The sequence below is a fragment of the Rothia sp. HMSC061D12 genome (assembly GCF_001836735.1).
GTDB lineage: Bacteria > Actinomycetota > Actinomycetes > Actinomycetales > Micrococcaceae > Rothia.
In genome coordinates this window covers 269,947-295,635 of sequence record NZ_KV830305.1, presented here as the reverse complement: position 1 = coordinate 295,635, position 25,689 = coordinate 269,947, and the positions used below count along the sequence as shown (strand labels likewise).

21 protein-coding genes, 2 tRNA genes and 1 other RNA gene are annotated in these 25,689 nt (G+C 60.6%); 8 read left to right on the top strand and 16 right to left on the bottom strand.

Annotated features, from left to right (window positions below; translation table 11 throughout):
* Positions 1-220: 220 nt before the first annotated feature.
* The 8 genes from fabF to HMPREF2682_RS01110 form a co-directional block, all read right to left on the bottom strand.
* Positions 221-1,492: a beta-ketoacyl-ACP synthase II gene (fabF, locus tag HMPREF2682_RS01145; RefSeq protein ID WP_005506249.1), complete on the bottom strand. Its 1,272-nt coding sequence runs from the start codon at positions 1,490-1,492 to the stop codon at positions 221-223.
* Between the two features lie 215 nt (positions 1,493-1,707).
* Positions 1,708-1,950 (bottom strand): acyl carrier protein, encoded by a 243-nt coding sequence (locus HMPREF2682_RS01140; RefSeq protein ID WP_005507475.1) that lies wholly within the window; start codon positions 1,948-1,950, stop codon positions 1,708-1,710.
* 204 nt (positions 1,951-2,154) lie between these two features.
* Positions 2,155-3,180 carry a beta-ketoacyl-ACP synthase III gene (locus HMPREF2682_RS01135; RefSeq protein WP_049354767.1) on the bottom strand — a complete coding sequence of 342 codons (1,026 nt, stop codon included), beginning with the start codon at positions 3,178-3,180 and terminating at the stop codon, positions 2,155-2,157.
* Positions 3,181-3,288: 108 nt separating this feature from the next.
* Positions 3,289-4,188, bottom strand: coding sequence for an ACP S-malonyltransferase (locus HMPREF2682_RS01130; protein ID WP_070830661.1), 900 nt, complete (start codon positions 4,186-4,188; stop codon positions 3,289-3,291).
* Positions 4,189-4,500: 312 nt separating this feature from the next.
* The gene (locus tag HMPREF2682_RS01125; RefSeq protein ID WP_070830659.1) at positions 4,501-5,622 is read right to left on the bottom strand and encodes a tyrosine recombinase XerC; all 1,122 of its coding nucleotides are present in this window, start codon (positions 5,620-5,622) and stop codon (positions 4,501-4,503) included.
* A 154-nt stretch (positions 5,623-5,776) separates the two neighbouring features.
* Positions 5,777-7,540, bottom strand: a complete 1,764-nt coding sequence (dprA, locus tag HMPREF2682_RS01120; protein WP_070830657.1) for a DNA-processing protein DprA — start codon at positions 7,538-7,540, stop codon at positions 5,777-5,779.
* A gap of 83 nt (positions 7,541-7,623) precedes the next feature.
* Positions 7,624-9,162, bottom strand: a complete 1,539-nt coding sequence (locus HMPREF2682_RS01115; protein WP_049354771.1) for a YifB family Mg chelatase-like AAA ATPase — start codon at positions 9,160-9,162, stop codon at positions 7,624-7,626.
* Positions 9,162-9,647: a YraN family protein gene (locus HMPREF2682_RS01110; protein ID WP_070830655.1), complete on the bottom strand. Its 486-nt coding sequence runs from the start codon at positions 9,645-9,647 to the stop codon at positions 9,162-9,164. Before HMPREF2682_RS01110 ends, HMPREF2682_RS01115 begins: the two co-directional genes overlap by 1 nt.
* A gap of 80 nt (positions 9,648-9,727) precedes the next feature.
* Between HMPREF2682_RS01110 and HMPREF2682_RS09335 the strand changes: the two genes are divergently transcribed.
* Positions 9,728-9,967, top strand: coding sequence for a hypothetical protein (locus HMPREF2682_RS09335; protein ID WP_141762604.1), 240 nt, complete (start codon positions 9,728-9,730; stop codon positions 9,965-9,967).
* Here HMPREF2682_RS09335 and HMPREF2682_RS01105 read toward each other — a convergent pair.
* From HMPREF2682_RS01105 to ssb, 5 genes are all read right to left on the bottom strand, one after another.
* Positions 9,964-10,290 carry a DUF2469 domain-containing protein gene (locus HMPREF2682_RS01105; RefSeq protein ID WP_005506259.1) on the bottom strand — a complete coding sequence of 109 codons (327 nt, stop codon included), beginning with the start codon at positions 10,288-10,290 and terminating at the stop codon, positions 9,964-9,966. The two genes, HMPREF2682_RS09335 and HMPREF2682_RS01105, sit on opposite strands and share 4 nt — an antisense overlap.
* Before the next feature lie 97 nt (positions 10,291-10,387).
* Positions 10,388-11,224, bottom strand: coding sequence for a ribonuclease HII (locus tag HMPREF2682_RS01100; RefSeq protein ID WP_070830653.1), 837 nt, complete (start codon positions 11,222-11,224; stop codon positions 10,388-10,390).
* 6 nt (positions 11,225-11,230) lie between these two features.
* Positions 11,231-12,217: a signal peptidase I gene (lepB, locus tag HMPREF2682_RS01095; RefSeq protein WP_070830651.1), complete on the bottom strand. Its 987-nt coding sequence runs from the start codon at positions 12,215-12,217 to the stop codon at positions 11,231-11,233.
* Between the two features lie 209 nt (positions 12,218-12,426).
* Complete coding sequence (gene rplS, locus HMPREF2682_RS01090) at positions 12,427-12,774, bottom strand: 50S ribosomal protein L19 (protein WP_012903660.1); 348 nt, start codon at positions 12,772-12,774, stop codon at positions 12,427-12,429.
* 217 nt (positions 12,775-12,991) lie between these two features.
* Positions 12,992-13,600 (bottom strand): single-stranded DNA-binding protein, encoded by a 609-nt coding sequence (gene ssb / locus HMPREF2682_RS01085; protein ID WP_070688833.1) that lies wholly within the window; start codon positions 13,598-13,600, stop codon positions 12,992-12,994.
* Between the two features lie 398 nt (positions 13,601-13,998).
* Here ssb and HMPREF2682_RS01080 point away from each other — a divergent pair, with 398 nt between their 5' ends.
* Entirely contained in the window at positions 13,999-14,898 is a 900-nt protein-coding gene (locus HMPREF2682_RS01080) for an HNH endonuclease family protein (RefSeq protein WP_070830649.1), read from the top strand.
* 122 nt (positions 14,899-15,020) lie between these two features.
* On the opposite strand, the gene HMPREF2682_RS01075 is transcribed toward HMPREF2682_RS01080, so the two are convergent.
* Both HMPREF2682_RS01075 and mptB read right to left on the bottom strand, forming a co-directional pair.
* Positions 15,021-15,093, bottom strand: a tRNA-Arg gene (locus tag HMPREF2682_RS01075).
* A gap of 92 nt (positions 15,094-15,185) precedes the next feature.
* Positions 15,186-16,859, bottom strand: coding sequence for a polyprenol phosphomannose-dependent alpha 1,6 mannosyltransferase MptB (gene mptB, locus HMPREF2682_RS01070; protein ID WP_070830647.1), 1,674 nt, complete (start codon positions 16,857-16,859; stop codon positions 15,186-15,188).
* A 228-nt stretch (positions 16,860-17,087) separates the two neighbouring features.
* Between mptB and orn the strand changes: the two genes are divergently transcribed.
* From orn to def, 3 genes are all read left to right on the top strand, one after another.
* Entirely contained in the window at positions 17,088-17,774 is a 687-nt protein-coding gene (orn, locus tag HMPREF2682_RS01065; RefSeq protein ID WP_070830645.1) for an oligoribonuclease, read from the top strand.
* A gap of 106 nt (positions 17,775-17,880) precedes the next feature.
* A tRNA-His gene (locus HMPREF2682_RS01060) sits at positions 17,881-17,953 on the top strand.
* Between the two features lie 230 nt (positions 17,954-18,183).
* Positions 18,184-18,756, top strand: coding sequence for a peptide deformylase (def, locus tag HMPREF2682_RS01055; RefSeq protein ID WP_049334074.1), 573 nt, complete (start codon positions 18,184-18,186; stop codon positions 18,754-18,756).
* 156 nt (positions 18,757-18,912) lie between these two features.
* Here def and rnpB read toward each other — a convergent pair.
* An RNA gene (gene rnpB / locus HMPREF2682_RS01050) (RNase P RNA component class A) lies at positions 18,913-19,318 on the bottom strand.
* Between the two features lie 172 nt (positions 19,319-19,490).
* Between rnpB and HMPREF2682_RS01045 the strand changes: the two genes are divergently transcribed.
* The 3 genes from HMPREF2682_RS01045 to HMPREF2682_RS01035 all read left to right on the top strand — a co-directional run bounded on the left by HMPREF2682_RS01045 (position 19,491) and on the right by HMPREF2682_RS01035 (position 25,424).
* On the top strand, positions 19,491-20,282 hold the full coding sequence (locus HMPREF2682_RS01045) for a YaaA family protein (protein ID WP_070832551.1): 792 nt from the start codon (positions 19,491-19,493) through the stop codon (positions 20,280-20,282).
* Positions 20,283-20,658: 376 nt separating this feature from the next.
* Positions 20,659-21,729 carry an S-layer homology domain-containing protein gene (locus HMPREF2682_RS01040; RefSeq protein ID WP_070688174.1) on the top strand — a complete coding sequence of 357 codons (1,071 nt, stop codon included), beginning with the start codon at positions 20,659-20,661 and terminating at the stop codon, positions 21,727-21,729.
* Between the two features lie 509 nt (positions 21,730-22,238).
* Complete coding sequence (locus HMPREF2682_RS01035) at positions 22,239-25,424, top strand: S-layer homology domain-containing protein (RefSeq protein ID WP_246827228.1); 3,186 nt, start codon at positions 22,239-22,241, stop codon at positions 25,422-25,424.
* Positions 25,425-25,689 lie beyond the last annotated feature (265 nt).

Genomic DNA, 25,689 nt, shown 5'->3' with positions numbered 1-25,689 from the left:
CTCGAAGCGCCCCCAGGCGCTGAAGAGGGGGCACTCCCCCGCGAGCGGCGTCCGGTACGCGCCATCTCAAACAACTAACCCCCGGAAACCTTACTCCCCCGCGAGCGGCGTCCGGTATGCCGCTCTCTCGTAAACGCATTCAGAAAACGTAACGCTCCCCCAGCTACACACGGTAGTTGAGGGAGCGTTATATCTATATAAGGCTAGAAGCCCTGAGGTTTTAGTCCTCTACGGAGCGGAATGCTACAACCGCGTTGTGGCCGCCGAAACCGAAGGAGTTCGACAGTGCCACGATCTCACCGGCGGGCAGCTCGCGTGCCTCGGTCACCACATCCAGGTCAATCTGGGGGTCCTTGTTGTCCAGGTTGATGGTGCAGGGTGCGGTGCGGTGGTGCAGTGCCAGTACGGTGAGTACGGCTTCGAGTGCGCCCGCGCCGCCGAGCAGGTGGCCGGTCATGGACTTGGTTGCGGAGACGGCAATGTTCTTGGTGTGCTCACCGAAGGTTTCGTGCATTGCGGTTGCTTCGGGCAGGTCACCGGCGGGGGTGCTGGTGGCGTGCGCGTTGATGTGCACGACGGTCTTCGGGTCGATGTTGCCGTCTTCGAGGGCTTCGCGCAGTGCGCGGGTTGCGCCGAGTGCTGCGGGGTCCGGTGCGGTGATGTGGTAGGAGTCGGCGGATACGCCGGTGCCTGCCAGTTCCGCGTAGACGCGTGCGCCGCGTGCCTTGGCGTGCTCTTCGGATTCGAGGATGAGCGCTGCTGCGCCTTCACCCATGACGAAGCCGTCGCGGTCGACGTCGTAGGGGCGGGATGCCTTTTCAGGTTCGTCGTTGCGGGAGGAGAGTGCCTGCATCTTGGCGAATGCTGCCATGGGAAGCGGGTGGATTGCTGCTTCGGCACCGCCGACGATGACGACGTCTGCCTTGCCGCTGCGAATCATTTCAGCACCGAGCTGCATGGCTTCGGTGGAGGATGCGCATGCGGAGACGACGGTCTGTGCTGCGGCGCGTGCCTTGAGGTTCATGGAGACGGCTGCTGCGTTGCCGTTGGGCATGAGCATGGGCACGGTCATGGGCAGGACGCGGCGGGGGCCCTTTTCGCGGAGGGTGTCCCATGCGTCGAGGAGGGTCCACACGCCACCAATGCCGGTACCGAAGGCTACGCCGGTGCGTTCGGGGTCGACTTCTTCTGCGGATTCGGCGTCGGGGCCGGAGAATCCTGCGTCTTCCCATGCTTCGCGTGCGGCGATGAGGGCGAGCTGGCCCGAAGGATCCAGGCGCTTTGCTTCTACCTTGGTGAGGCGGCCGGATTCGAGGGCGGGCACAGCGAGCTGGCCTGCAATGTATACGGGAAGGTCATATTCCTTAACCCAGGGGTAGTCGAGGGTGGATACACCAGATACGCCCTTGGTTGCGTTTTCCCAGGTGGTGGGGACGTCGCCGCCAATGGGGGTGGTCGCGCCGAGGCCGGTCACCAGCACTTTTCGAGACATTGTGGCACTTTCTCTTCGGTGGTCGATTTGGTGGTTTATCCGGTGGTGTGTGGATAAAAACCTGTAGGGCCCGGGGTTTACAGTGGGCGTTTTCACGCCGTGGAGAGTGCAGTCATCGCACTCTGCGTGTTCCCGGGGGTGTGTTGGGCTGTTGAGTGAATAGCGATGCGGCGCGGGCCGGTGAGAGCCCGCGCCGCCTCGTTATTAGCTATAGCTTAGGCAGCGTTCGCGATGAACTCGACTGCGTCGCCAACGGTCTTGAGGTTCTTGACCTCTTCGTCCGGGATGGTCACCTCGAACTTCTCCTCAGCGTTCACGACGATGGTCATCATCGAGATGGAGTCGATGTCCAGGTCCTCGGTGAAGGACTTGTCCAGCTGAACGTCCTCAACCTCAACGCCGGTCTCTTCGTTAACGATTTCTGCCAGACCTGCGAGGATCTCTTCCTTGTTAGCCATTCAGGGGCTCCTTTGTTGTTCGATGGTCATCGCACCCACAATTCGTGGGTACGCGTGCATTACCGAGTTTATCGTGTCTGCGTGGTGTACGCATGCGTCAACTCGGAGTTTGTGGGGATGCTTTCCCGCTTTATTTTCTTTCTCGTGCACCGGCTTGGTGCCGGGCTGAGGGGGCGGGCGAGCATCGGGCTCCGGTGGTTTTCCTTAGGGAAGGACGACTACCTGAGCTGCGAATGCCAGGCCGGCACCGAAGCCGATCTGCAGGGCGAACTTGCCGGAGAGTTCCGGGTTCTCCTTGAGCAGGCGGTGTGCGGCGAGCGGGACCGATGCGGCGGAGGTGTTACCGGCATCGACGATGTCGCGTGCCACTGCCACCGTGTCGGGAAGCTTGAGGGTCTTGACCATCTGGTCAATGATGCGGGCGTTTGCCTGGTGCGGGATGAGCGCGCCGAGCTCGTCGGGGGTGATACCGGCGGTCTCGAGTGCCTGCTTGGCGACCTTCGCCATTTCCCATACTGCCCAGCGGAAGACGGAGGGGCCGTCCTGACGCAGGGTGGGCCAGATCTTTTCGCCTTCTTCGACGGGGTTCGCAACGAAGTCGCGGTTGCGGATGTCCAGCAGGGAGTGGGTCATGCCGACGGTGCCCCAGCGGGAGCCGTCCGAACCCCATACGGTCGGGGCGATGCCCGGCTCGTCGGAGACGCCTACGACTGCTGCGCCTGCGCCGTCGCCGAGCAGGAAGGAGATGGTGCGTTCGGTGTTGTCGATGAAGTCGGAGAGCTTCTCAACGCCGATGACCAGCACGTGCTTTGCGGTACCCGCGCGGACGAGGGCGTCTGCCTGGGCGATGCCGTAGCAGAAACCTGCACACGCTGCGGAGATGTCGTATGCGGGGCACTTGGAGCCGATGGCGTCGGCGACCAGGGTTGCTAGGGAGGGGGTTGCGTAGGGGTGCGAGATGGTCGAGATGATGACCGCCTCAATGTCCTCGCCAGCTACGCCAGATGCTTCGAGAGCGTCCTTTGCGGCGCCAATGGCAAGGTCGGCTACCGACTGGTTTTCGCTGGCGCGGTGGCGGGTTGCGATGCCGGTGCGCTGCTTAATCCACTCGTCGGAGGAGTCGATTGCCTCAACGATGTCATCGTTGGGGACGATGACCTCGCCGCGGGCTGCGCCGTAACCGAGGATGCGGGAGTAGCGGTTGATTTCGTACTGCTTGAGGGTAGTCACGTATTCAATCCTTAGTGCTGATGCTTGCGAGGCGGTGTGTGCCTCGCATGTCTAAAGTGCATGTCTAGTGTGAAGGGTTCAGAGGAGAGCGGGGTGCTCCCCCGGCGTTTAGCCCTTCAGCGAGGCAAGATCCTCGGGAGTGTTGATGGAGGTGCCGGGCACACCGCGCATCGCACGCTTAGCCAGGCCGACCAGGGTGCCTGCGGGGGCAACCTCGATAATGCCAGCGACCTCACGCTCAAGCAGGGTTGCCATGCACAGGTCCCAGCGGACGGGGCTGGTCACCTGGGAGACGAGGGTCTTGACGAACTCTTCACCGGATGCCACGGCGGATCCGTCGCGGTTGGTCAGCAGTGCGGAGGTCGGGTCGGAAACCTTCAGGGATGCGGCGAACTCTTCCAGGGCGGGCACTGCGGGTGCCATTGCCTCGGTGTGGAATGCGCCAGCGACCTTCAGAGGGATGACGCGAGCGCGTGCGGGCGGGTTCGCTGCGAATGCTTCGATTGCGGGGATGGGGCCTGCGGCTACGATCTGGCCGCCGCCGTTGGAGTTTGCGGCAACGAGGCCTGCTGCCTCGATGGCTTCGCGGACGTTTTCTTCAACGCCGCCGAGTACTGCAGCCATGCCGGTCGGGGAGGCGGCTGCCGCCTCCGCCATGCCGTTGGCGCGCACGCGTACGAAACGCATTGCGTCTTCGTCGCTGAGTACGCCCGCGAGGGCTGCTGCGGTGATTTCGCCGACGGAGTGACCCGCGAAGATGAGTTCTTCACCGTCGAGTTCGCGCAGTGCGAGTCGGCCGGTCACAATGCCTGCAGCCACGATGAGGGGCTGGGCGATGGCGGTGTCCTTGATGGTTTCTTCTTCGGCTTCGGTGCCGTAGTGAATCAGGTCGATGCCTGCCGCTTCGGAGAGTCGTTCCAGGTGCTCACGCACACCTTCAATCTCGAGCCAGGGGCTCAGGAAGCCCTTCTTCTGGGAGCCCTGTCCGGGGCAAACGAGTGCGCGCATGCGGTGCGACCTTTCTGGTTTTTAGTACTCGTACGCGGTGCCTCCGTAGAGACGGAGACCACGGCTAGTCTGTTACCTATGCTACCTTGTTCAGCCGCTTTGTATAAACATCGCAGTGCAGAAATTCGGGGCGCACTGGGAGTTTAGGCGGTGGTTGAACAGTGTATAGCTTAGATTGAACTCACCCATTCGTACAACCCAGACGGGCAAGGTTCAAATAGAGAGACATTAGCGGCGGCGTTCAGAGCACCCTTCAAAGCGCAGTCCGGAGCACTCCCCCGCCCCGCGCGCTCCTGCCACATACACTAACCGCTAGGCGCGCGGATGCGCCCGCGCGTACGTCTCCGCCAGACGCTTCATCGACACGTGCGTGTAAATCTGCGTGGTCGCCAACGACGAGTGCCCCAGCAGCTCCTGCACCGAACGAATATCGGCACCACCGTCGACCAGGTGAGTCGCTGCTGAATGACGCAAAACGTGCGCACCCGACGCCTGAGTATTCTCCACCGTGCGCAGCAGACGGGTCAGGTCCTCACGAATCTGACGGGCATTCGCACGCCCACCCCGAGGACCGATAAACAGCGCCGTCACGCCCTGGGACCCTTCCGGAATCCACTGCGGACGACCATAGGACACCCAACGATTCAACGCCTTGAGCGCCGGGGTGCCCAGCGGCACCACACGCTCCTTATTGCCCTTACCCAGCACGCGCACCGTCTTATTCGCCCGGTCCACGCTCTGCAAATCCAGGCCGGTCAACTCAGAAATACGCATGCCCGAGGCGTACAGTACCTCAACCACCGCCTCCAGGCGTAGCAGGCGCGCATCACGAGGATCCTGCGCCCGACGCTCCTGCAGAGTGGTCAGCAACTGGTTCATCTGCTCGCGGCTCAGCACCGGCGGCAGGTGATTCTCCCGCTTGGGGGTGCGCATACCGCGGGTCGGGTTGGAGTGCACCAGCTCCTCCTCCTGAGCCCAGGTGAAGAACGTGCGCAGGGTCGAACCGCGGCGCGCCACCGTAGAACGAGCCGCCTGCCGCAGGTGCAGCGAACCCAACCACTCACGAATCAGAGACGCATCAATGCTGTCCAGATGGCGCACGCCGCGGCGCGCCATGTAGCCGAAGAAGCCCTCCAAATCGGAAATATACGAGCGGATCGTCTCTTCGGAACGGTGCTTCTCATAGCGCAGAAAACGCTCAAAACGGTCCAAGACGGGGCGGAACACCTCGCCGGAAACACCCAGTGCCGACTCAGGTAGGGCAGAGTCGGGTAAAGCAGAGCCTGAACCCTCAGCTTGGGTTTGGGGGTTATCCGCGGCAAGGCTACGGGTGTAGGTCACCGGCAGGGTCGTGGAGGGAGCCTCGTCCCGGTATTCTTCCCGGTTCTCGTTCCGGTTTTCAGCCCAGTTTTCGGGCGGGCGGGCGGGGGTCATGCGTCCCTCCTTTCGGGTTTCTGTCTTTCGAAGTTCTCGCACGCACCCGATGAGAGGGCGGCAGGGGTAGGCTCCGCGCCAGTGCGCGCAAGCCTACCCCAATTGTAGAGAGGTTCAGCGCTCTCCACGTGCCGCCCCGTCATCAGGAAGAACCCTATACCGCGACGGCCGGGCGGACCTTCCTCCAGCTCGTTCCGTTGCTCTCCGCCAGACCGCAACGACCCAGGTGGAATAGGTCAGCCATCACGTCGCGAGCGCTCAACCCGAGGGCGGCGGCAATCTCGTCCACGCCGCGGTAGGAGCGCGGGCTCAAGTCATCCCAGACCCTACCCTGTCGCTCGGTCAGCTCATCCAGCGCACTGGAGGACGCCACCTGATCCCATTCGCTCTCGTGTTCGGTGCCCAGCTCGAAACCGGCGGCGGCATCGTACTCGAGAATATCGGCGGCCTCGGTGAGTGTTTGCGCTAGTCCATCGCGTAGCAGACGGTTCGTGCCCACCGAGTTCGGCGAATTAATCTGCCCCGGAACCGCCCAGAGCGTACGCCCAATCTCCATCGCGTGACGAGCCGTATTCAGGGCACCGGAACGCCAGCGCGCCTCCACCACAATGGTGTGCCGCGCCAACGCCGCAATCAGGCGGTTACGCTCCAGAAAACGCCAACGCGTGGGGGTGTTGCCCACGCTCACCTCGCTCATGATGAGCCCGCGGTCAACAATCATGTTCAGCGCATCCGAGTTCTGCGCCGGGTAGAGTCGATCCAACCCACCCGCCATAAAGGCGATAGTCGGCAGGTCGCTGCCCTGCTGGGTCAGCGCCGCCCGATGCGCTGCAATATCAATGCCCATCGCACCACCAGAAATCACCGTGTACCCGCGGCGCGCCAACTCGGCGGCAAGGTGAGTCGTCGCCTCCGTACCGTAGATGCTCGGGTCACGCGAACCAACCAGCGCAACGCTCGGGGCAGCCGCCACATCCAGCAGGTGCCGCGAATCGCCTCGACACCACAACCCGTACGGGCGGGCGGGCCCCAAATCGTTCAGCTGCGGCGGCCACAGCGGATCGGCGGGAGTGACCAGCCACGCCCCACAGGTTGCCGCCATGTGCGCCTCCGCGTTTAGGGTGCGTTCCATGCGGCGGTTCCAGCGCAGGCGGCGGGTTGCGAGCGCCTTGCCGAACTTATCGCGGCTCATCTGATGCTCGCCCGGCGTGTAGTAGCCATTCGCGCTGGAAAACAGGGTGGAGTCCCCCTCGGCGGGCGCGCCCACCGAGTGCAGAAATTCGCTCAGCTGCTCATCCGGTTCGCCGCGCTCCCAGGTGTGCTCATCGGGGATGTGCCCGGTCAGCAGGTAGTGCAGGGTCAGCGGCGCGCCCAGGGTGGTGAGGGCTTCGACCACGAGCTCATCGGCGGGTTCGGCGTAGCGCATCAGCTGGGCGGTACAGCAGCGGATGTACTCGCGGCACGCCGCCTCAAGCTCCTCCGCGCTGAGGGAGGGGTTGAACAGGGGCGCGGGCTCAGAACCGCTGGAGGCTGTGCCCGCCGCGGGTCCGAGGCGCTCACCCTGCTCCTCCCCCGGCTGTTCCTGTCGGTTATTCTCCCCCAGGTGCATCTCTTCTAGATATACCGGGTTCAGGCAGGAAGCGAGGAACCCAGGCAACCGCGCCGCGTTATACGGGCTCGGCGAAGGCTCCTGCCCCAGCGACAGAATATGCGCCACCCTCTCACGCACCAGGGAGTGCCGATCCAGGGTTCGACCGGGCAGGCGAATCTGCAGTTCCTCCTGCACAAAATCCTCCGCCGCGCTTTCTTCTGGCACGTGCTCTTCCGTCGCATGCTCTTCCGGCGCGGCGTTTCTCAGCTCCTGTTCTCTCAGCTCAGCCTCTTTGGCCTGCTGCTTCTTCCTTTTCTTCTCACTCATGGTTTTCTTCTCCTCTCGCGAGTGATTCGTTTCCATTAATAAGCCGGCACGCTATGTCAACTGCCCCTATTTCAGCTGGCACATTATTTCAGCTGTCCCTGCTGCCTCAAAAAGAGCGCCACATCCAGGTGCTCCCGGCTCGGGTAGGCGGCACCCTCCAAATCGGCGAGGGTCCAGGCTATACGCAGCACCCGGTCGTAACCGCGAGCCGTCAGCGTTCCGCGGTCCACAGCGGCGTTCAGCTCGCCGGTGAGCTTCGCATCCAGACGCAGCGGGCCGCGCAGAATCTTGCCGTTCATCTCCGCATTCGTCTTCAACCCGTACGGCTCCAGACGCTCCCGCTGAGCCTGCCGCGCCGCCATGACGCGCTCGCGAATCTGCGCCGAACTCTCGTTCACTTGACCGCCCGCAAGCTCCGTGGAAGACACCTTCGGAACCGTCACATTCACGTCAATGCGGTCAACTAGCGGGCCGGACAGCCGCCCAAAATAGGCGCGACGCTCACGCGGGGCACACGTACACTCCGTACCGGTGCCCACGTTCATACCGCAGGGGCACGGGTTTGCCGCCAGAATCAGCTGAAAACGCGCCGGATACGTCGCCGACGCGCTCGAACGATCCAGGGTCACGGTCCCCGACTCCAGGGGCTGGCGGAGCGAATCAAGCACCGTGCGTTTGAACTCCGGCGCCTCGTCCAGAAAGAGCACGCCGCGGTGCGCTTTAGACACACAGCCGGGGCGGGGAATGCCGCTGCCGCCACCCAGAATCGCCGGCGCGGAGGCGCTATGATGCGGCGCCTCAAACGGCGGCTGACGCACCAGCTCGCTCAGGTGCTCCCCCGCCGAGCAGAGGGAACGAATCGCGGTCACCTCCATCGCGGCGTCATTGTCGAGGGTCGGCAGGATGCTCGGCAGGCGCTCCGCCAGCATGGTTTTGCCCGAACCGGGCGGGCCGGTCAACAGCATGTGGTGGCCGCCCGCGGCGGCAATTTCCAGGGCGAAACGCCCCTGCGACTGACCGGCAACATCGCTCATATCCGAAGGGATTTCAGCCGGTTTCGCCGCCGGCGCGCTCGCCTCCGTCTGCGGGGCGGGCGGGTATGTCAGCTTCTGACTCTCGGCACCGAGAGCGGCAAAAACCTCCGCCAGGCAGCGGAAACCGCTCACCTGCGCACCGGGAATCAGTGCCGCCTCCTCAGCATTTTCGGCGGGCACAATCACGCGGTGGTGTCCGGCGTCCACAGCGGCTTTGACCGCGGGCAGGATGCCTGGCACGGGGCGTAGCGTTCCGTCTAGGCCCAGCTCGCCCAGGAAGACACTATCGCCGCTGGGGTGCAATTTCTTCTCAGCCTGCAGCGCCGCCACCACGATGGCAAGGTCGAACGCCGAGCCGCGTTTGGGCAGGGTCGCCGGGGTCAGGTTCACGGTGAGCCGATGCTGAGTGAGGGTGATGCCGGTGTTCTTCGCCGCGGAGCGCACACGCTCTTTCGACTCGTTGAGTGCGGTGTCCGGCAGGCCCAGTAGCACGAAGCCGGGCAGGCCCTGCGAAATATCCGCCTCAACGTCAACAATGTGCCCGCGCAAGCCAACCAGCGCCACGGAATAGGTGCGTGCGAATCCCATTACGCCACCGCCTTCAGATGCTCGAAGGTGAAGGTTTCGCAGGTTCCGGTCACCGCAATTGCGTCAATGCGAAAGCGCGGAAAATCCAGGTTCTCGCGCAGCCTGCACCAGAGAATCGCCAGCGAGCGCGTGCGGCGCGCCTTATCGCGGTCAATGGACGCGAACGGGTGCCCGAAGTCTTCGCTGCTGCGGGTCTTGACCTCAACGAAAACCAGTTCGTCCTCGGGGTCAATGGCGATCAGGTCGAGCTCGCCGCGGATCTGTTCGTGTTCGAGTCCGGCGGGCGGTCGCCAATTCCTCTCCAGGATGCGGTAGCCGTTCGCTTCCAGGATGCGGGCGGTCAGCTCCTCGCCCCACCTGCCGACGCTGTGGGCGCGGGGCGGGGTTCGCTGGAGCTGGGTTCGCGGAGGCTGGGTGCTCTGGAGCAGAGGTCTGTTGGGTGCGCTTCGGGTTGCGGCGTGGGCTGTTATTCGGGCTGTTGTCATGGGTCTCTCCCCCGGTAGATAGCGGTAATGCTTCTACTGTGCCCGCCGCGCGCGTGCCCGAAGGCGGTTAACGAAAAACTGTGGATAACCTCAGCTTCCAGAAGGAATTAGAGGTTATCCACAGCCATTTATTTGAAATTTTGGGGCATATTTTTCAAAAACGCGGCTCGGGTGCCGATTCGACGCGTCATATTCGCGCAGGTTCATCACGCGGTTTCATAACGCAGCTTCATCATGCGGTTTCAACACCTGATTCTGCCACCCGGCAGCTCGGCAGCCGCGCTTACCCCCGGCAAGGCGGTAAATCGAGCGTGCGCTAGGCGTTGAAGTCCGGCATTTCCGGCACGGTGAACTCCTGGTTGGGCAGGCGCTCCTCCACGTTCACGTCACGCACCGAGTAGGCGTGCACCTTCTTCACAAAGCGGTTGGAGCGGAATACATCCCACACCCACACGTCGCTCATGCTCACCTCAAAGTAGAGGGTGCCGTCCTGCACGTGCGGGGTGACGTCCACCTGGTTCGCCAGGTAGAAGCGTCGGTCGGTTTCTACCGCGTAGCTAAAGAGTGACATGACGTCTTTGTATTCGCGGTAGAGCGCCATTTGGGCGTCGGTCTCGTAGTTTTCGAGGTCTTCTGCGCTCACTACTCTTCCTTTCCTGGGCTTTTTAGTACTGATTCAGCGGTGGCACGTTAGGCTTTCGCAGGCTTCCAAGGCGCGGTTTTCAGGAACACCACACGCTCTAGCCGCGCTGTGCCGCAGCGGCCTCAATCTGCTCGGCGGTCGCCGGAAGCGACCATGAGAGTCGATGCTGCGGGCTGGGGCCCTGCACGCTAATCGCCTCGCGGTGAGCGGCAGATCCGTAGCCCTTGTTCTTTGCCCAGCCGTACCCCGGGTAGCGGGTATCCAACTGGACCATCAGCTCGTCACGTTCCACCTTCGCAACCACCGATGCGGCGGCGATGGAGGCGCACTTGTAGTCGCCCTTAATGACCATGGTCACCGGCATCTGCGTGGGCTCATCTGCACCACCCTCACCTACGCCTTCCCAAGCCTGGGCGAGCAGTGCGTTGTAGTGTGCCTGCGCCGGGTCCGGCGCCAGCGCGCTGAACAGGTCCTCCTGCGGAGGGGTGAACCAGTCGTGCTTACCGTCCAGCAGGGCGGCGTCGGCACGGTATCCGCGGCGCGCCAGCTCGGCGAGCGCACGCTGGGCGGCAAGCCTCAGCGAGAGGGTCATGCCGAGCCGATCAATATCAGCCGGTTCCACGTGCCCGACCGCCACGGCGCACCACTGGCGGATTTCGGGAACCATGGATTCGCGGCGTGCCGGTGAGAGCGCCTTGGAGTCGATCAGCCCGCCCACCTCGAGGGTGGCGTCCGGGGTGAGGATTGCGACGCCCACGGTGACCGGGCCCGCCATGGAGCCGCGGCCTACCTCATCGATTCCGGCAACCGTGCGGGCACCGGAGGCGAAGAGCTGCTGCTCGTACTCAAGGTCTGCAGCTGGCGGGGTTGCTTTGGCGGGCTTAGCTTGAGCGGGTTTCGTTGCGCTCTTCTGGGCGCTCACCATCATTGCCACGCTCGCTTATTCGCTCGGGGTGGAGGACGGTGCAGGAATCGAGGAGAACACCGAGCTCTGATCCTGCAGCAGACCGAAGTGGTTCAGCGGCCAGGCCACCACGAACACGTTACCCTGCACGTCATCCTTGGAGATGAACGCGGTGCCGTCGCTAATGTGGTAGCGGGAGTCGGCGGAGTTGCTGCGGTGGTCGCCCATCACGAAGTACTTGCCGGCGGGCACGGTCACCTTGAAGGGCATCTCCGAGGGCGGGTTGCCGGGGTACAGGTACGGTTCGGTAATCTCTACGCCGTTGACCTTGATTTTACCGTTGCCGTCGCTTTCGACCACGTCACCGGGAGTACCGATAACGCGCTTGACCAGGAAGTTCGAGGAAGTATCCGGCAGAATACCCGCGAAGGACAGGGCGTCCTTGAGCGGGCTGCTGGTCTTCTGGGTGGAAGGAATCCAGCCCTGAGAGTCCTTGAAGACGATGACGTCGCCGCGCTTAGGCTCGCTAAAGTAAGAGCCCGCCACGTTAATGAACACGCGGTCGTTGACCTGCAGGGTCTGCTCCATGGAGCCGGAAGGAATGTAGAAGCCGCGCAGCAGGAAGGTCTTGACCAGGAATGCGATGACCAGCGCGTACAGGATGACGGTGCCGCCTTCGCGTGCCTGCACCCAGAGCCATTCGCCGAGGCGGCCTTCTTCCTGCGCCTGGGAGTAGGTCAGCTCTGCCTGTTCGGCGCGCTTTGCCTTGCGGCGTTCCTTGGGGGTCATTTCGGAGAAGTCCTTGGTGGTTTCCACGTCTGCGGCAGTCTCCTCATCGGCGGTTTCTTCGCGCTCGGTATTCTTCGCTGCGGCGCTCTGCTCGGTAGCAGCCTTCTCAGCTGCTGCCTTTTCGGCGGCGAGGCGCGCAAAGTATTCTTCCATTTCGCGGCGCTCGCGGCGGCTTTGAGGCTGGTATCCCTCAGGGAAGGGGCTGGTGTTCGCAGTGTTCTTGTCGTCTGCCATGCTGGAGTGAGCCTTTCGTTTGAGAGATACCTAGCTCGAGTGAAACGGTACCTAGCTATTGTATCGAGAGTGTTTGCGCTCTTGGGCTTTTATTTTCTGAGAGCGGCAAGGTTCTCAGAAAACGAGGTCTCAGAATATGCAAAAACCGCTCCTCTCCCGCGGAATGCGGTTGGGGAGCGGTTTGCAACAGAATTCTGTATCTATAAAGATTAGAACTCGCGCTTCTCGCGGATACGAGCAGCCTTACCGTGGCGGTCGCGCATGTAGTACAGCTTTGCACGACGGACGTCACCGCGGGTTACCAGCTCGATCTTCTCGATGGAGGGAGAGTGAACCGGGAAGGTACGCTCAACACCAACGCCGAAGGAAACCTTGCGGACGGTGAAGGTCTCGCGAACGCCTGCACCCTGGCGGCCAACGACGAAGCCCTTGAAGACCTGGATACGGTGGTTCTTACCTTCAACGATCTTAACGTGAACGTTCAGGGTGTCACCGGGGCCGAATGCGGGGATGTCGTCACGGAGGGACTTCTTGTCGAGGAAGTCAAGAGTCTGCATAGTTGTAGATCTCCAGAGCCATCTGCCGCAGGTCAAATAGACTCAGATTGCTCTGCCCCACTGCGGGACAGAAAACTTGATGCTTCGGACAGGATTGGTGCCCGAAGGCTGACACCGTTGGTCGCTCTCCCCCCTGCGGCAGGGGCGTGCCCGATGTCAACACAATGCTCCATTATCCCAATGCACCCGCGTTTATGCAAGCATCCGGGGAGCACTTTTAGAAGGGGGGTTCGTCACTCTGCGCTCCCCCGCCCTGGGATGCACCATTCTGTGCCGAAGCACCTGGAGCGGTCACGCCCGGCGCCTCCGCGTTCTGCTGGGGTGCGTGCGCAGGGGCATACTGCTGCGTGTACTGAGACATGCCCGGCTGAGGCGTCTCCTGCAACGGCGCACCCGAATGCGGCATACCCAGCTGAGGTGCGTCCTGCTGAGACGCACTCTGCAGGGAGCCCTCGTTGACCGTGCGCTTCTCCACGGTGCGGGCGAAGGTGCTCGTGCCGTAGTTCAGGTCGTGGCCAATACCGAGGGCGTCCACTTCTACCGTAGTGCCCTGCGTGCCGTCTTCGCGGTTCCAGCGGCTAATGCGCTGGCGGCCACTCACGACCAGCGGCTGCCCCTTCTCAATGGATGTGGCGATGTTCTGCGCGAGGCGGCGGTAGGCTTTCACGGTGTACCAGTTGGTGGTGCCTTCTTTCCAGGTGCCGGTGGCGTCCTGCCAGCGCGGGGTGCTGGCGAGGCGAAAGTTCACGACGGGCACCCCGTTGGGCAGGGTGCTCAGTGCCGGGTCGGAGGCGGTGAATCCGCGGATCAGGATGGTGTCGCTCATGGTTTCTCCTTAGAAACTAGTGGGTGGGTTCCTTCACCTTGCCAGCGCTGAGCCGACCCTGCACCCTGCGGCTACTGCTTCTGTGGATAACCTTGCGTTTTGCGGTTTTGAGTGCCGTCTGTGGATAGAGTTTTTGAACTTTTCACCCTGTTTTTTCAAAAATCGCCCGTAAGTAGCGCGCTCCCCACAGAAATATGACGACCGCTCCCCCACGGCTAAGACCCCCATCCCCACTCACCAAAACCTCCGCAACCTCCACCCCGCACAGCATCGTGACAGGTATCTCAGCGTCGGGGCGGCTATTTTTGCCCTCAAGTTCACTATTTCCACCCCGCTCCCTCTATCCTTGATGATGCGGTGCACTCAGCCGCGTCCCGTCTACCCGTCTTGGAGAACCCGTGAGCAAAAAGCCCGCGAACAACAACCTGCCCTCCCTGCAGGAACTTCAGCAGCTGCAGCGCAACCTGCCCAAGCTGCCCGATTCGATGGACCCGCAGAAGAAGCGCCTCATTTACGGCCTGCTCGCCCTGTTTGCTGTGATCGTGCTGATTATTGGCCTGGTCTACGTGAGCAAGAACGGCGTGGATGGGCTGCTTGGCACCGATAAGAGCACCTCATCCACCGCAGATGACGAAGAAGCGAACGTCGCAACGGAAACCCTCGCCGAGGTCAAGAACCCGTACAAGGCGGTTGACCCCGCGACCGCGCTCGCACCGGATCTTGCGACCGCGAAGAACGAACTGGCGTCCCTGCAGGTGAAGGATCGCGCCTCGAAGAACGGTTACTCCCGCGACCAGTTCGGCCCCGCCTGGGATGACGTTGACGGCAACAAGTGCAACACCCGCGACGACATTCTGCGCCGCGACCTGACCAACGTTCGTTTCAAGGTCAGGACCCACGCATGCACCGTCATCAGCGGCACTCTGGCTGACCCGTACACCGGCAAGACCATCGAGTTCAAGCGCGGCAAGAAGACCTCCTCGGCTGTGCAGATTGACCACGTGGTGGCACTATCGAACGCATGGCAGACCGGCGCGCAGGACCTGACCGCAGAGCAGCGCCGCCAGCTGGCGAACGACCCGGAGAACCTGCTCGCCGCAGACGGTCCGGCGAACCAGCAGAAGTCCGATGCGGACGCCTCCGAGTGGCTGCCGAGCAACACCGCCTACCGCTGCACCTACGTGGCTCGTCAGGTGCACGTGAAGGCGAAGTACAAGCTGTGGGTGACCGCGGATGAGAAGAAGGTTATGGAGCGCGTGCTCAACTCCTGCAAGGACACGAACCCGACCAAGAAATAGCCCCTACTAAGAAATAGCCTCCCGGCACCGCCTCCTTACGTACGGCGGCAAATAAACGTCAAAGCATACAGAAAACCGCCCCGCACCCTCATTGTGAAGGTGCGGGGCGGTTCTTTGTGCGGCGCCCCAGGAGGGAATCGAACCCCCGACCAAGAGATTAGAAGGCTCCTGCTCTATCCTCTGAGCTACTGAGGCCTTCCTCTAGGGTACATGAGAATTTGATCCTCTCATGCACCGCGCCTCTCACGCGGGGGCCGGTCCGTTGGGCGGCGCATCCGGCTGACGCGCTAGGAGCCTACCTTGGCGGCTTCGCGTTCTGCCTTCTTCACCTCGCGGCGGCGTGCACGGCGGCGGGTTGCGCCGGGGAACAGCTGCCACCACAGGCGGATGGTGGTGCGTCGAATCTGCGTGGGGTGCAGGCTCACGTACACCAGGCGGCGGGTTGCCGGGTCGAGGGCGACCAGGTAGATGATGTAGCCCAGGCAGATAACCGTCGCGATGAGTCGGCCCATGTCCTGGTTGAAGTCACGCAGGTAGGGTGACACGTTCAGCTGGTCGCTCACGCCGTACGCCATGAAGAACAGCGTGGTGATGAAGTACCACATGAGCTGGAAGTGCGAGCGCAGGCCGGTTGCGGCGAGCATCGGGATGGCCCAGAGCAGGTACCAGGGCTGAATCATGGGGCTGCACAGGAGCATGAACAGGATTGCGAGGCCGGCGTGGCGCACGATGTTGCGGTCGCGTCCGACGAATGCCATTGCCATAGCGCCGAGCATGCCGATGCCCTTGCCGACAGTTTCGATGAGCTTGCGGATGACCTCGAAGGCGTCGCCCTGAACGAATAGGGATGCGGCACCGATGACCAGGCCGAAGGGGGTGTACCAGATGTACTGGCCGCCGGTGGTGGACAGTGCCTTGATCCAGCCGAATTCCAGTCCGGTTGCCCAGCCCATGAGCGCCATTTCGGCGAGCAGTAGCACGCCGGAGAGCGCCCAGAAGATGAACTTGCGCGGCCAGGAGGCGTTCTTACCCGCCCAGAGCAGACCCACGAAGGGCAGCACCACGAGGGCGAGCGGCTTGACGGCAACACCGAGGGCTACGAAGGTCACGCCAAGGGGTCCGCCCCACCAGGTGTCACGGTAGCGCTTGGCGTAGTAGAGGCCGCCGAGCATGAACATGGTCATGAGCGAGTCGTTGTGGCCGCTGGCGATGAACGATGCGATGAACAGCGGGTTCGGGCCGATCTGCCAGAGGGCGCGGACCTGGTTGAAGCCGTGCGCCTTGGCGAGCTTTGCCACGTAGAAGAGAATGCCGATGACCGCGAGCACGGAGAGCAGGCGGAAGTAGAAGAGGGAGAGGTCGATGTTCTCCCCCGCCAGGCGCACGATCCACTCTTCGAGTTTGAGTGAGACCGGTCCGTACGGCGGCGGGGATTCCGCCCACATGGGGTCCGCGCCGTTCTGCATGAAGTTCGAGATTTCGGAGACGCCGTGCTTGTACGGGTTGAGGCCGTGCGCCATGACCATGCCCTGACCGTAGTAGGAGAACATGTCGCGGCTGTAGATGGTGAAGGCGAAAATCTGCGGCAGGGACCAGCTGACGGTGACGGCAATCATCCACCGCATGGCGTTGGGTTCGTTCCAGTCGCCCATTTTCTGGTAGATGCGCAGCCATTCGCGGCACATGATCATGGCGCCGAGGGCGAGCAGGATAATGCCGGTGATGACCCATGCGGCTTCGAATCGGATGGCGCGAACAATATCGTAACGCCAGAAGTTGGAGCTGTCGGCGAGCCAGCCGACGGCGTAGGAGCCGAGGGTGACCATGATGGAGCCGATGGTGCCGATAATCAGCGTGCGCAGACGGTGATTATTGACGTAGTCCAAGAGTTTGGGTGAGAGGGGTGCGTCGTGTGCGCCGGGGGTGGTGAGCCGGTGTGCTAGCTCCTTTGGTGCGCGCATAACTCCCTTTCTGTCTGCATCGTCGTTCTGGTTTTTATCATACCGGAGCCCTTGGATGCGCTCACGAGAATCGCTGTCGTGAAGACGCTTGTGGACGCTCTGGCGGGCATGCAGATTGGTGCGTTTCTCCCCTGCTACTGCAGTTTGCGCATCCTTTCATACCCTCTTGTGCCCTTTTTGTGACGTGCTGCCCGCCGGGTCGGCGGCGTTTGGGGGTAGAGTGGGAGGGTGAGTATTTCTAGTGAACGTATTGTATGGATTGACTGCGAGATGACCGGCCTGGACGTGGAGAATGACGCTCTCGTCGAGGTGGGTGTTCTGGTCACGGATGCCGATTTGAACATTCTGGGTTCTGGCGTTGAGTTCGTCATTAAGCCCGGTGATGAGTCTCCTGCGGGTGCCCTGGAGAACATGAATGACTTTGTCCGTTCGATGCATGAGGCGTCGGGTCTGCTGCCCGATATTGAGCACGGTGTGTCGATGGATTACGCGCAGGAGCAGGTGCTTCGCTACATCAAGAAGTATGTTCCGGTGGCGGGTAAGGCGCAGCTGGGCGGCAACTCCGTGGGTATGGATAAGCGTTTCTTGGAGCGCTACATGCCCGAGGTCATGGCACACCTTCACTACCGTGTGATTGACGTGTCGACCATTAAGGAGCTGGCGGCGCGCTGGTACCCGGCGGCTCGTCATAGCGCCCCGGCGAAGACCGGTAACCACCGTGCGCTGGGCGATATCAAGGACTCGATTGACGAGTTGAAGTATTACCGCCGCGCTATTTTTGTGCCGCAGGGCCCGGATGCGATTGCTTCGGCGCAGATTGCGCGTGAGGTGGAGGCAGAGCGTGCCGCACGTGAGGCAGCTGAACGCGAGGCTGAGGCGTCCTCTTCTGAGGCGGCAGAGGCGTCCGAGGCGTAAGCACAGCATGTAACGAGCATCACGGCTTTTCAACTTGGCAGGTTTCTGAATCTCCTGTACAGTAGTATCCGTTGCATATCGCAAGGGAAACCAAGCGAAGCACATGGTGGTCGTAGCTCAGTTGGCAGAGCGCCTGGTTGTGGTCCAGGAGGTCGCGGGTTCAACCCCCGTCGATCACCCCGATGGAAAGGGTCGTTATGGTTATCCGTAACGGCCCTTTCGCTTTACCCTCTGTTCGCGTTATCCCCTGTTCGGTTGCCCCGCACACGGTTTACCGGAATAGAGCTTTTACACCCGCACTTTAAACCAGCGAGCGGGAACAGGGCACGCCCCGCATCCTCATGCGACAGGGGCACCCGGCAAGTTCCCGTTCAGCAGTTCCCGTTCAACACAAGCAAAGGATAATTCCGTGGCTATTCGCCCCATCGTTATTCACGGCAACCCCGTTCTGCACCGCCCCGCGGCACCCGTCACCGAGTTTAATGATGAACTCAAGGAGCTCGTGGCTGACATGTACGAGACCATGGACGCATCCAACGGTGTGGGCCTGGCGGCACCGCAGATTGGTGTGGGTCTGCGCATCTTCACCTACAAGATGGAGAATGAGGACGGCGTTCCCCCGCGCGGCTGCATCATCAACCCGGTACTGACCCTGGGCAAGATTTCTACCGCTGACCCGGACCCGTACGAGGAGGAGGAGGGCTGCCTGTCCTTCCCCGGTTACGGCTTCCCCCTCAAGCGCGCCGAGTGGGTGACCGTGAACGGTCTTGACGAGCACGGCAACCCCGTCCACTTTGAGGCGACCGGCTGGTTCGCACGCTGCATGCAGCACGAGACCGATCACCTGGACGGCAAGCTGTACGTGAACCGCCTAAATAAGAAGTGGACCAGCAAGATGAAGAAGGTCGTGAAGAAGGAAGGCTGGACCGTCGACGGTAACTCGTGGATGCCCGGCGTGGATCCGGACCCGTTCGGCCACTAATCGCTGGCTCACCCAAGTTTCTAAGCCCCTCCAGCTTTCGGCAGAGGACTCTTAGACAGAGCTTAAAACGAAGACCGCGAATGCACTCTCAAGGCGCATTCGCGGTCTTCGTTTTCCCATCAGCCGATGATGTTTTCCATCAGCCAACGGTAGCGTGAAACGGGTCATCCTATGAGCCGGGTTCTGTCTAAAACGCCGCCCGAAGGGGCGTTTCGAGGCAATCATCTATCTAGAACGTACGTTGCCGCACGTCTCAAGCAGTCTACCCGAATACGCACCCCACCTCCGTGAAGGAAGCTGACGGGGATCGGGCGCACTACCCTACCATGGCGTATTCTGTTTGACCTTGCTCCGAATGGGGTTTACCTAGCCGGGCACGTCACCGCGCCCGCTGGTGGTCTCTTACACCACCCTTTCACCCTTACCGCGGCGAACCGCGGCGGTTTACTTTCTGTGGCACTGGCCTGCGGGTTACCCCGAGTGGATGTTATCCACCATCCTGTGCTGTGGAGCCCGGACTTTCCTCGAAGCACGTGTGCCTCGCGATTGCCCAGACGGCCCGTTTCACCCAACCCATTATACGCACACCCTTGGAGGTGGCTATTTTCCGGGTTCGTTTCGCGGGTACACGGGGATACGAGGAGGCGCACAAGCAGCCTCGCGGGCATATGCAGGAACCTCGCAACTACACTGCGCCTCGTAGCTACCCTGCGTCTCGCGGGTACACTGGAGAGATGCTGATTCTTCTTCCCCCGTCCGAAGGTAAAACCCCCGCCCCCGCTGGCAACGCGCCCGTATGCTTCGCTGACCTCTCGTTCCCCGAGCTGACCGCCGAGCGTGAGAGCGTCCTGGAGGAGCTGACTGCGGTCAGCTCTAGCCCCGGCGCCCTGGCAGAGCTCAAGGTGGGCGCATCCCTCGAGGCAGAGGTGGAACGCAACACGCGCCTGCTCACCGAACCGGCGCAGCCCGCGATTCACACCTACACGGGTGTGCTGTTCGAGGCGCTGGATTATGCGAGCTTCTCCCCCGCCGAACGCGACGCCGCGCACTGGTCGCTGCTGATTTCTTCGGCGCTGTGGGGTATTCTGCGCCCCGAGGACGCGATCCCCGCCTATCGCCTGTCCATGGGCGTGAAGCTGGGTTCGATTGGTGCGCTCGCCTCCTTCTGGAAGGGCGCGCTGGGTACTGCTCTGGAGTCGACTGCGAAGGACCAGCTGATTCTGGACTGCCGTTCTGCCGCCTACGCGAAGTCGTGGGTGACTCCCCCGTCGCAGACTCTGGCGGTTCGTGTGGAGCGTGTCGCGGCTGATGGGTCGCGTAAGGTTGTCTCGCACATGGCGAAGCATTACCGTGGCTTGTTTGCGCGCTACCTGATTCAGTCAGGTTTGGCGGCTCGTCCTATTGATGGCTCCACGGCGGGTATTGCCGAATTTTTGGAGGCGGTCAGCGAGGACTGGTCGGTGGAGTGCACCCTGCCGACGGCGCGTAAGGCGGGTGTTTTGACGCTGCTGGTGCATGAGCAGTAGGTTGCCCAACTATTTATTTCCTCTTATTTTTTGCATCGTATTGAAAATTTTTTAACTATTTTTCTAGGGGCTTAAATCTGTATTACCCCTTGTAAAACCACATTTCCCCACATTTTAGGGGTAGCTTTTGATGAGCAGAGAAGGCGGTTAGTGTCTAGCTATCCGCCTTCTTTTTGCGAGTAAAAATGTTTATAGTATTAAACGTCTCGCCATTGGTGGCGGGTATTTCACTCACTAACATTCACATTTTCAACTCAACACACATGGAAACACGTCACGCCACGTACGTATAGCAAACGACTAGAGGCTTACCCAATGGTTATTGGTTTGCTAGCGTAGAAGTAACCACTCAGAAACACATCGATGGGACAACGTTATGTCTACTTTTTCCTCTCGTCGCGCCCTCATTAAGGGTGCGGCAGCACTAACAGTCGCCGGCGCGTTGGGCGCACACCACGCCGGTGAGCAGGGCGCTCAGGCTGCCACCTTGGACGTTAAGACCACCCCGCTGACCTTCAAGGTTACCGAGGCGTCGTTTGATATTAGCGGCTTCAACCTCAGCTACGAGATTACCGGCCTGCAGGCTGTGCTTGATACCGGTCTGTACACCCCGTACATTGAGGTTGGCTACTACACCAAGGAGAAGGGCTTCACCCAGTTCTATTTCTTCTCTCTTGAGCCGAAGAAGCGCATCGAGAATGATGTCTACATTAGGCATCACGTCATTGATTCTGAGATCACCGGTGGCCCGAATGGAAACTACGGGGTTCGCTTGTCTCTTCGTCCGCGCCGTCAGCAGTACACCATTCTGCGCACTCTTGAAGTTCGCCCCAAGATTGACACGGAGTTCGCGTGGGCACCTTTCATTGTGGACATTGATATGGATGGCGAGTACGCCCCCGATATCTACAGGTCATGTAAGGCAAAGGTTCTGCTGCTCGATAAGGAACGTTGCTTCTACCCTAAGCGTGCGGTGACCCGCGGCGACCTGATGGATGCAATCTACCGAGGCGCCTGCTCGCCGAAGGTGAAGCTTCCTGCGCGTTCTCCTTTCCCGGATTTGTCCCCGAAGGATGAGCGTTACCCGGCGTATATTTGGGCGTATCAGAACGGTCTGACTTCCGGCTGGTCTGACGGTAAGATGCACCCGGAGGCGGTGGCTAGCCGCGCTACGATGGCTGCGTTCTTCTACCGTTACTTTATGCTTACCCCCGGTCGTCGTTCTTATTGGTTCCGTCCCACTACCCCGCAGGATATGAAGCCGGGTGCCCCGTTCTACACCGAGTCGGTGTGGCTGCACTCGTCGGTGAATATCGATACGAGCTATCACTATAAGAGCAAGGATTTCCGTCCGACCAAGACTGCTACCCGCGAGGAGCTGGCTCGTGTCCTGTCAATGCTCGACATGCTTGACACCATCCCCAACAGCCCCTATATCGATGACTAAGATTCGGCAGGTGCCTTGAACCGGGTGGTTGAGCCCGCGTGTTTTAGCTTGGGTTGACCTCTGCGAACAGCAGCTGAAGATAGTGGCCTATAGCCTATAGAAGGGGCGGTGAGGGTTTTTCTTTCACCGCCCCTTTTCGTGTGCCCGTTTTCTGGTGCGGGCGCTGCTGGTGCAGTCGCTGCTGGGTGCCGTTTTAGTGCTGGTGATGTTTCCAGTTTTTATTTCTCTATGTGTGGTCTTTTTGGGGGGTTTGGGCTTTATACAAAGCCGGGGCGTAGTTTTTGATTTTTTTGTCTTATAACTCTCATCGGCATGTTTTTCTCGTGTTTTCATTGAATGTTTAAGGGGCGGGTTGGTAGGCTGAAATTGCACTTCAGCATGCCGCCGCTACGGCTCTTCTACGATATGGATTCGGGGCGAGTTCGGTGCGGTGGACTGTCACTCATTTATCCTCTCAACTTCTTTTCTCATTCGCCCTCTTTCATGCAGAAAATTCAGATTGGATAATGATGTCCTCGTTCTTTAAACCTGCTCGTGGCACGCGCCGAAAGGTTGCGGGTGCTTCCCTGGTTTTGGGTTTGTCTCCGCTGCTGGCTTTGACGCCGGTGGCGGCTCAGCAGGCGGCACCTCAAGAAAAACCCGCGCAGAACGCACCCGTACAGAACGAACCTGCGCAGGGCAATCAGCAGGATGCTTCCCTGCCGACCCTGCGCGTATCCAGCGGCTCCCTCGACATTCTTCACGGCGGTACCGTGCACGTGGATGGTACCGGGCTGTCCCCCGAGTTCTTGGCGCATCATGAGCTGCGTAGCCTCACGGTCGCGCCGAAGGGCTCTTCAACCTACGCTAACCCCTACCAGAAGCTTGATCACCGCGGCCTTGTCTTTGACGCCCCGAAACCGGCTGCTGACGGCAGTTTCAGCGATGACCTGACGGTTCCGGCGAATAGCCTGCCGGCGAACCTGGAGTACGAGGTCATTCTGACCTACCGCCCCGTAGATGATGCGCACCCCTATGCGTGGAACACTGAGGACCGCGTCCGTACGGCGCTGCCGGTGGAGTTCAATCTCCCGAAGGCGCAGCTCCCCTCCATCACCTATGATGTTTCGGCTATTTCTGAGGAGCAGATTGCTTCCGGCCAGCCGATTGAGGTGACGCTGACGGGTACCGGTTTTCAGGATGTCAGCTCTGTAAAATTCACCTTGTCCGAGCATGATGAGCAGGGAAAGGTCACGAACTCTAATGTGGCTTCGCTTGGTGAATTGAGGGCATCAGATACGGAAGAGAATCAGCGCATTTTCAAGGGCCTGATTCCGAACGGCTATTTCCAGAAGAAGATCACGATCCCTGCGGGAGTTCTGAAGTCCGGCAAGGGGTATTCCCTGGGTGTTTCCGGTGTAGAAACCCACGGGTGGAATAAGCTGACGCGTAAGTTCCCCTTTGTCCCTGTGGGCAATAACCCTGCGCGCATGGCGTATCAGGATAATTCGTTCAGGAATACCCTGCCGAAAGTATCTGTTGCCGCGCAGGATTTTGATCCGGGTCAGGACCGCGTCTATAAGGTGACTATTTCTAATATTTCACCCGAGGTTGACCTGGGGTACTACCTTGACTCTGTGTCGATTTATAACGCTACCTCTGGTGAGCAGGCATATTTTGCGAGGAATGATGTAGCGGGCCAATACTATAAGCGTGACGAGCTGGTAACCCGCAATGCTGACGGTACTCTGACCGTGGAGGTTGAGTATAAGGTTCACGGCGATTCCTCCTACAGGCCTTCTTCCCGCGGTTCAGTGGCTGAAGTGCGGGCGGTGTTCTCGGACTCTGAGTATTCGTACGGTAGCCATAAGTTCACGGTGAGCGCGCAGCTTCCGATGGCCCCTCTTGCCGCTGATGCTGTTGATTCGGAGAACCCGGGGAATGTTGAGTTGAAGGTGACTTCGGGAACCCTCAATATTTCTCAGGGTGGCACGGTGTCGGTGACGACTTCCCCGTTGAGCCCCGAGTTCCGTAAGAAGTACACTTTCTACGAGCTGGCTCTGGTGCAGCGCGGGTCGGTGTACGTGTATGCGGAGCACAATAGTTATGAGCCTCTCGACGAGTACGGCGGAATGCTCAAGGATTTGGTGCATCAGGTGCGGGAGAACCCGGACGGTAGCCTCACCTACACGTTTAAGGTTCCCCCGCAGTACGTTGAGGCTGCCGAAGGTGAGCTCTTCGATGTGGTGATGACGTACTACCCGTCGGATGAATTTGAGCCGGAACCTTCGAGTAGGTCGAACCGTTTGTATGCCCGCGCGCATATTGATACGGTTCAGGATGCGCAGCCGACCCGTGGGACCTACACCTTCAGTCAATCCGCTATCGATGACCCGTGGAAGGATACGACGCTGCGGGTTGAGGGACGCCATATCCTCTCCCAGGCTAGTGAAATGGTTGGTAATGATTGGCCGGTCATCGCTATCTATGAGGCTGACCCTGCAACGGGAAAGATGGTGGGTGAGCCTGTGTTCACTCAGCGGGATGACTACACGTACTACGGGGTTAACACCAGGTGGTTCCGCAATAACTATTTCAGTGCGGAGCTGAAGATTCCTGCGGGTACGTTGAAGCCGGGCAAGCTCTACTTTATTGGTATGTATGGGAACGGGTTGCCTTACCCCGGCATGGAAGATTCTCCGGGTTCTATGCTGAATGATGTTGCGGAGTTCCTTCCGGTGCATTCTCCCGAGCAGGACTCTGCGGGGCCCACGCTGCACCTTGGGTCGGTGGGCCTGAGCCCTTATGCGCAGACGAACTTGTTTACGGCGCGCGCTACCGGGCTTTCTGATCCGGGTGAAGGATCGTACCGTCTCTCGGTGCAGCATGTTGATGAGCAGGGGCGTTTGACCGGTCAGACGGTGTTCCAGCAGGCGATTCCCGCCGATCGCATCCAGGATGGCAGGGTGGAGCTGAACCTGACGATCACTCAGCAGCTGAACTATTCGGGTGCTTATCGTCTGGTCTTGGAGAGGGTCACCCCCGGTAAGGATGGTGCCGGCGAGTCGGTGGAGCAGCTTGCTTTCGAGGATATTCCTCTGAAGCTGACGCGTGAGGATGAGTTGCAGGCGGCTGAGCAGTGGTTTGCTGAGCGTGATATTTTGCCTAATCCTTCGCCGATGTCCTGGCATAGCGGTATGACGCGCCACGATGTGACGGTGTCGCTGTACCGCCTGGCGGGTTCCCCGAAGGTTGAGCTACCTGCTTTTAGCCCGTATGCGGATGTGGCAACGAGCGACCCGGACTACGCCGCGTACATTTGGGCTCGTCAGAAGGGTATTACCTTCGGCTGGGCGGACGGCAAGTTCCACCCGGAGGCGAAGCTTTCGACCCCGTCGACGGTGGCTTTCCTGTACAGGTATCAGAAGGCGATGGGTCAGGTCACGCCGAAGGCGCCGACCTCTGCCTCGTTGCCGCGTAGCTCGTCTGTGCCGGGTAACCAGGATGCGCCTCGGAGTGCTAGCGGCTGGCAGCATAAGGTTCGTGAGGGTAGCGCTTTTTGGCGTGAGGCTCAGTGGGCTGTTGATCACCGCATGTGGGGTTACCGCGTTGATGGGGAATACGTCTATGAGGACTTTGATAGGTCTTTCGTTTCCTCTGGTGATTTGAAGTTGATGCTGTACCGCTTGGCGCACGGCGGCAGCCACCTCAAGTAGCGCCGGGTCGTGGTGAGTGAGGTAACCGGTGGGCTGGGATGCTCGACGTAGTTCGACTTTTCAGCCTGCCGGTGCCACCCCGGTTTTTCTTCCCTGCCTCTGCGAGTTCTTTTGCCTAGCACCAGGCTTTACGGGGCTACTTCTCCTCTGTTTTTTTGGGGGGGTCTTTTCAGGCTTTATCCGCTCAACTTTTTCACTCACTTCATCTACTCACTCGTTTCAATCACCGTATAAATTTTGTAGATGGGATAATGATGTCTTCATT

Excerpts from the sequence above, each read along its gene's own strand:
- fabF (WP_005506249.1), bottom strand. The coding sequence starts at position 1,492 with ATGTCTCGAAAAGTGCTGGTGACCGGCCTCGGCGCGACCACCCCCATT.
- HMPREF2682_RS01140 (WP_005507475.1), bottom strand. The coding sequence starts at position 1,950 with ATGGCTAACAAGGAAGAGATCCTCGCAGGTCTGGCAGAAATCGTTAAC.
- HMPREF2682_RS01130 (WP_070830661.1), bottom strand. The coding sequence starts at position 4,188 with ATGCGCGCACTCGTTTGCCCCGGACAGGGCTCCCAGAAGAAGGGCTTC.
- HMPREF2682_RS01125 (WP_070830659.1), bottom strand. The coding sequence starts at position 5,622 with ATGACCCCCGCCCGCCCGCCCGAAAACTGGGCTGAAAACCGGAACGAG.
- dprA (WP_070830657.1), bottom strand. The coding sequence starts at position 7,540 with ATGAGTGAGAAGAAAAGGAAGAAGCAGCAGGCCAAAGAGGCTGAGCTG.
- HMPREF2682_RS01115 (WP_049354771.1), bottom strand. The coding sequence starts at position 9,162 with ATGGGATTCGCACGCACCTATTCCGTGGCGCTGGTTGGCTTGCGCGGG.
- HMPREF2682_RS01110 (WP_070830655.1), bottom strand. The coding sequence starts at position 9,647 with ATGACAACAGCCCGAATAACAGCCCACGCCGCAACCCGAAGCGCACCC.
- lepB (WP_070830651.1), bottom strand. The coding sequence starts at position 12,217 with ATGGCAGACGACAAGAACACTGCGAACACCAGCCCCTTCCCTGAGGGA.
- rplS (WP_012903660.1), bottom strand. The coding sequence starts at position 12,774 with ATGCAGACTCTTGACTTCCTCGACAAGAAGTCCCTCCGTGACGACATC.
- ssb (WP_070688833.1), bottom strand. The coding sequence starts at position 13,600 with ATGAGCGACACCATCCTGATCCGCGGATTCACCGCCTCCGACCCGGCA.
- mptB (WP_070830647.1), bottom strand. The coding sequence starts at position 16,859 with ATGCGCGCACCAAAGGAGCTAGCACACCGGCTCACCACCCCCGGCGCA.
- HMPREF2682_RS01045 (WP_070832551.1), top strand. The coding sequence starts at position 19,491 with ATGCTGATTCTTCTTCCCCCGTCCGAAGGTAAAACCCCCGCCCCCGCT.
- HMPREF2682_RS01040 (WP_070688174.1), top strand. The coding sequence starts at position 20,659 with ATGTCTACTTTTTCCTCTCGTCGCGCCCTCATTAAGGGTGCGGCAGCA.
- HMPREF2682_RS01035 (WP_246827228.1), top strand. The coding sequence starts at position 22,239 with ATGTCCTCGTTCTTTAAACCTGCTCGTGGCACGCGCCGAAAGGTTGCG.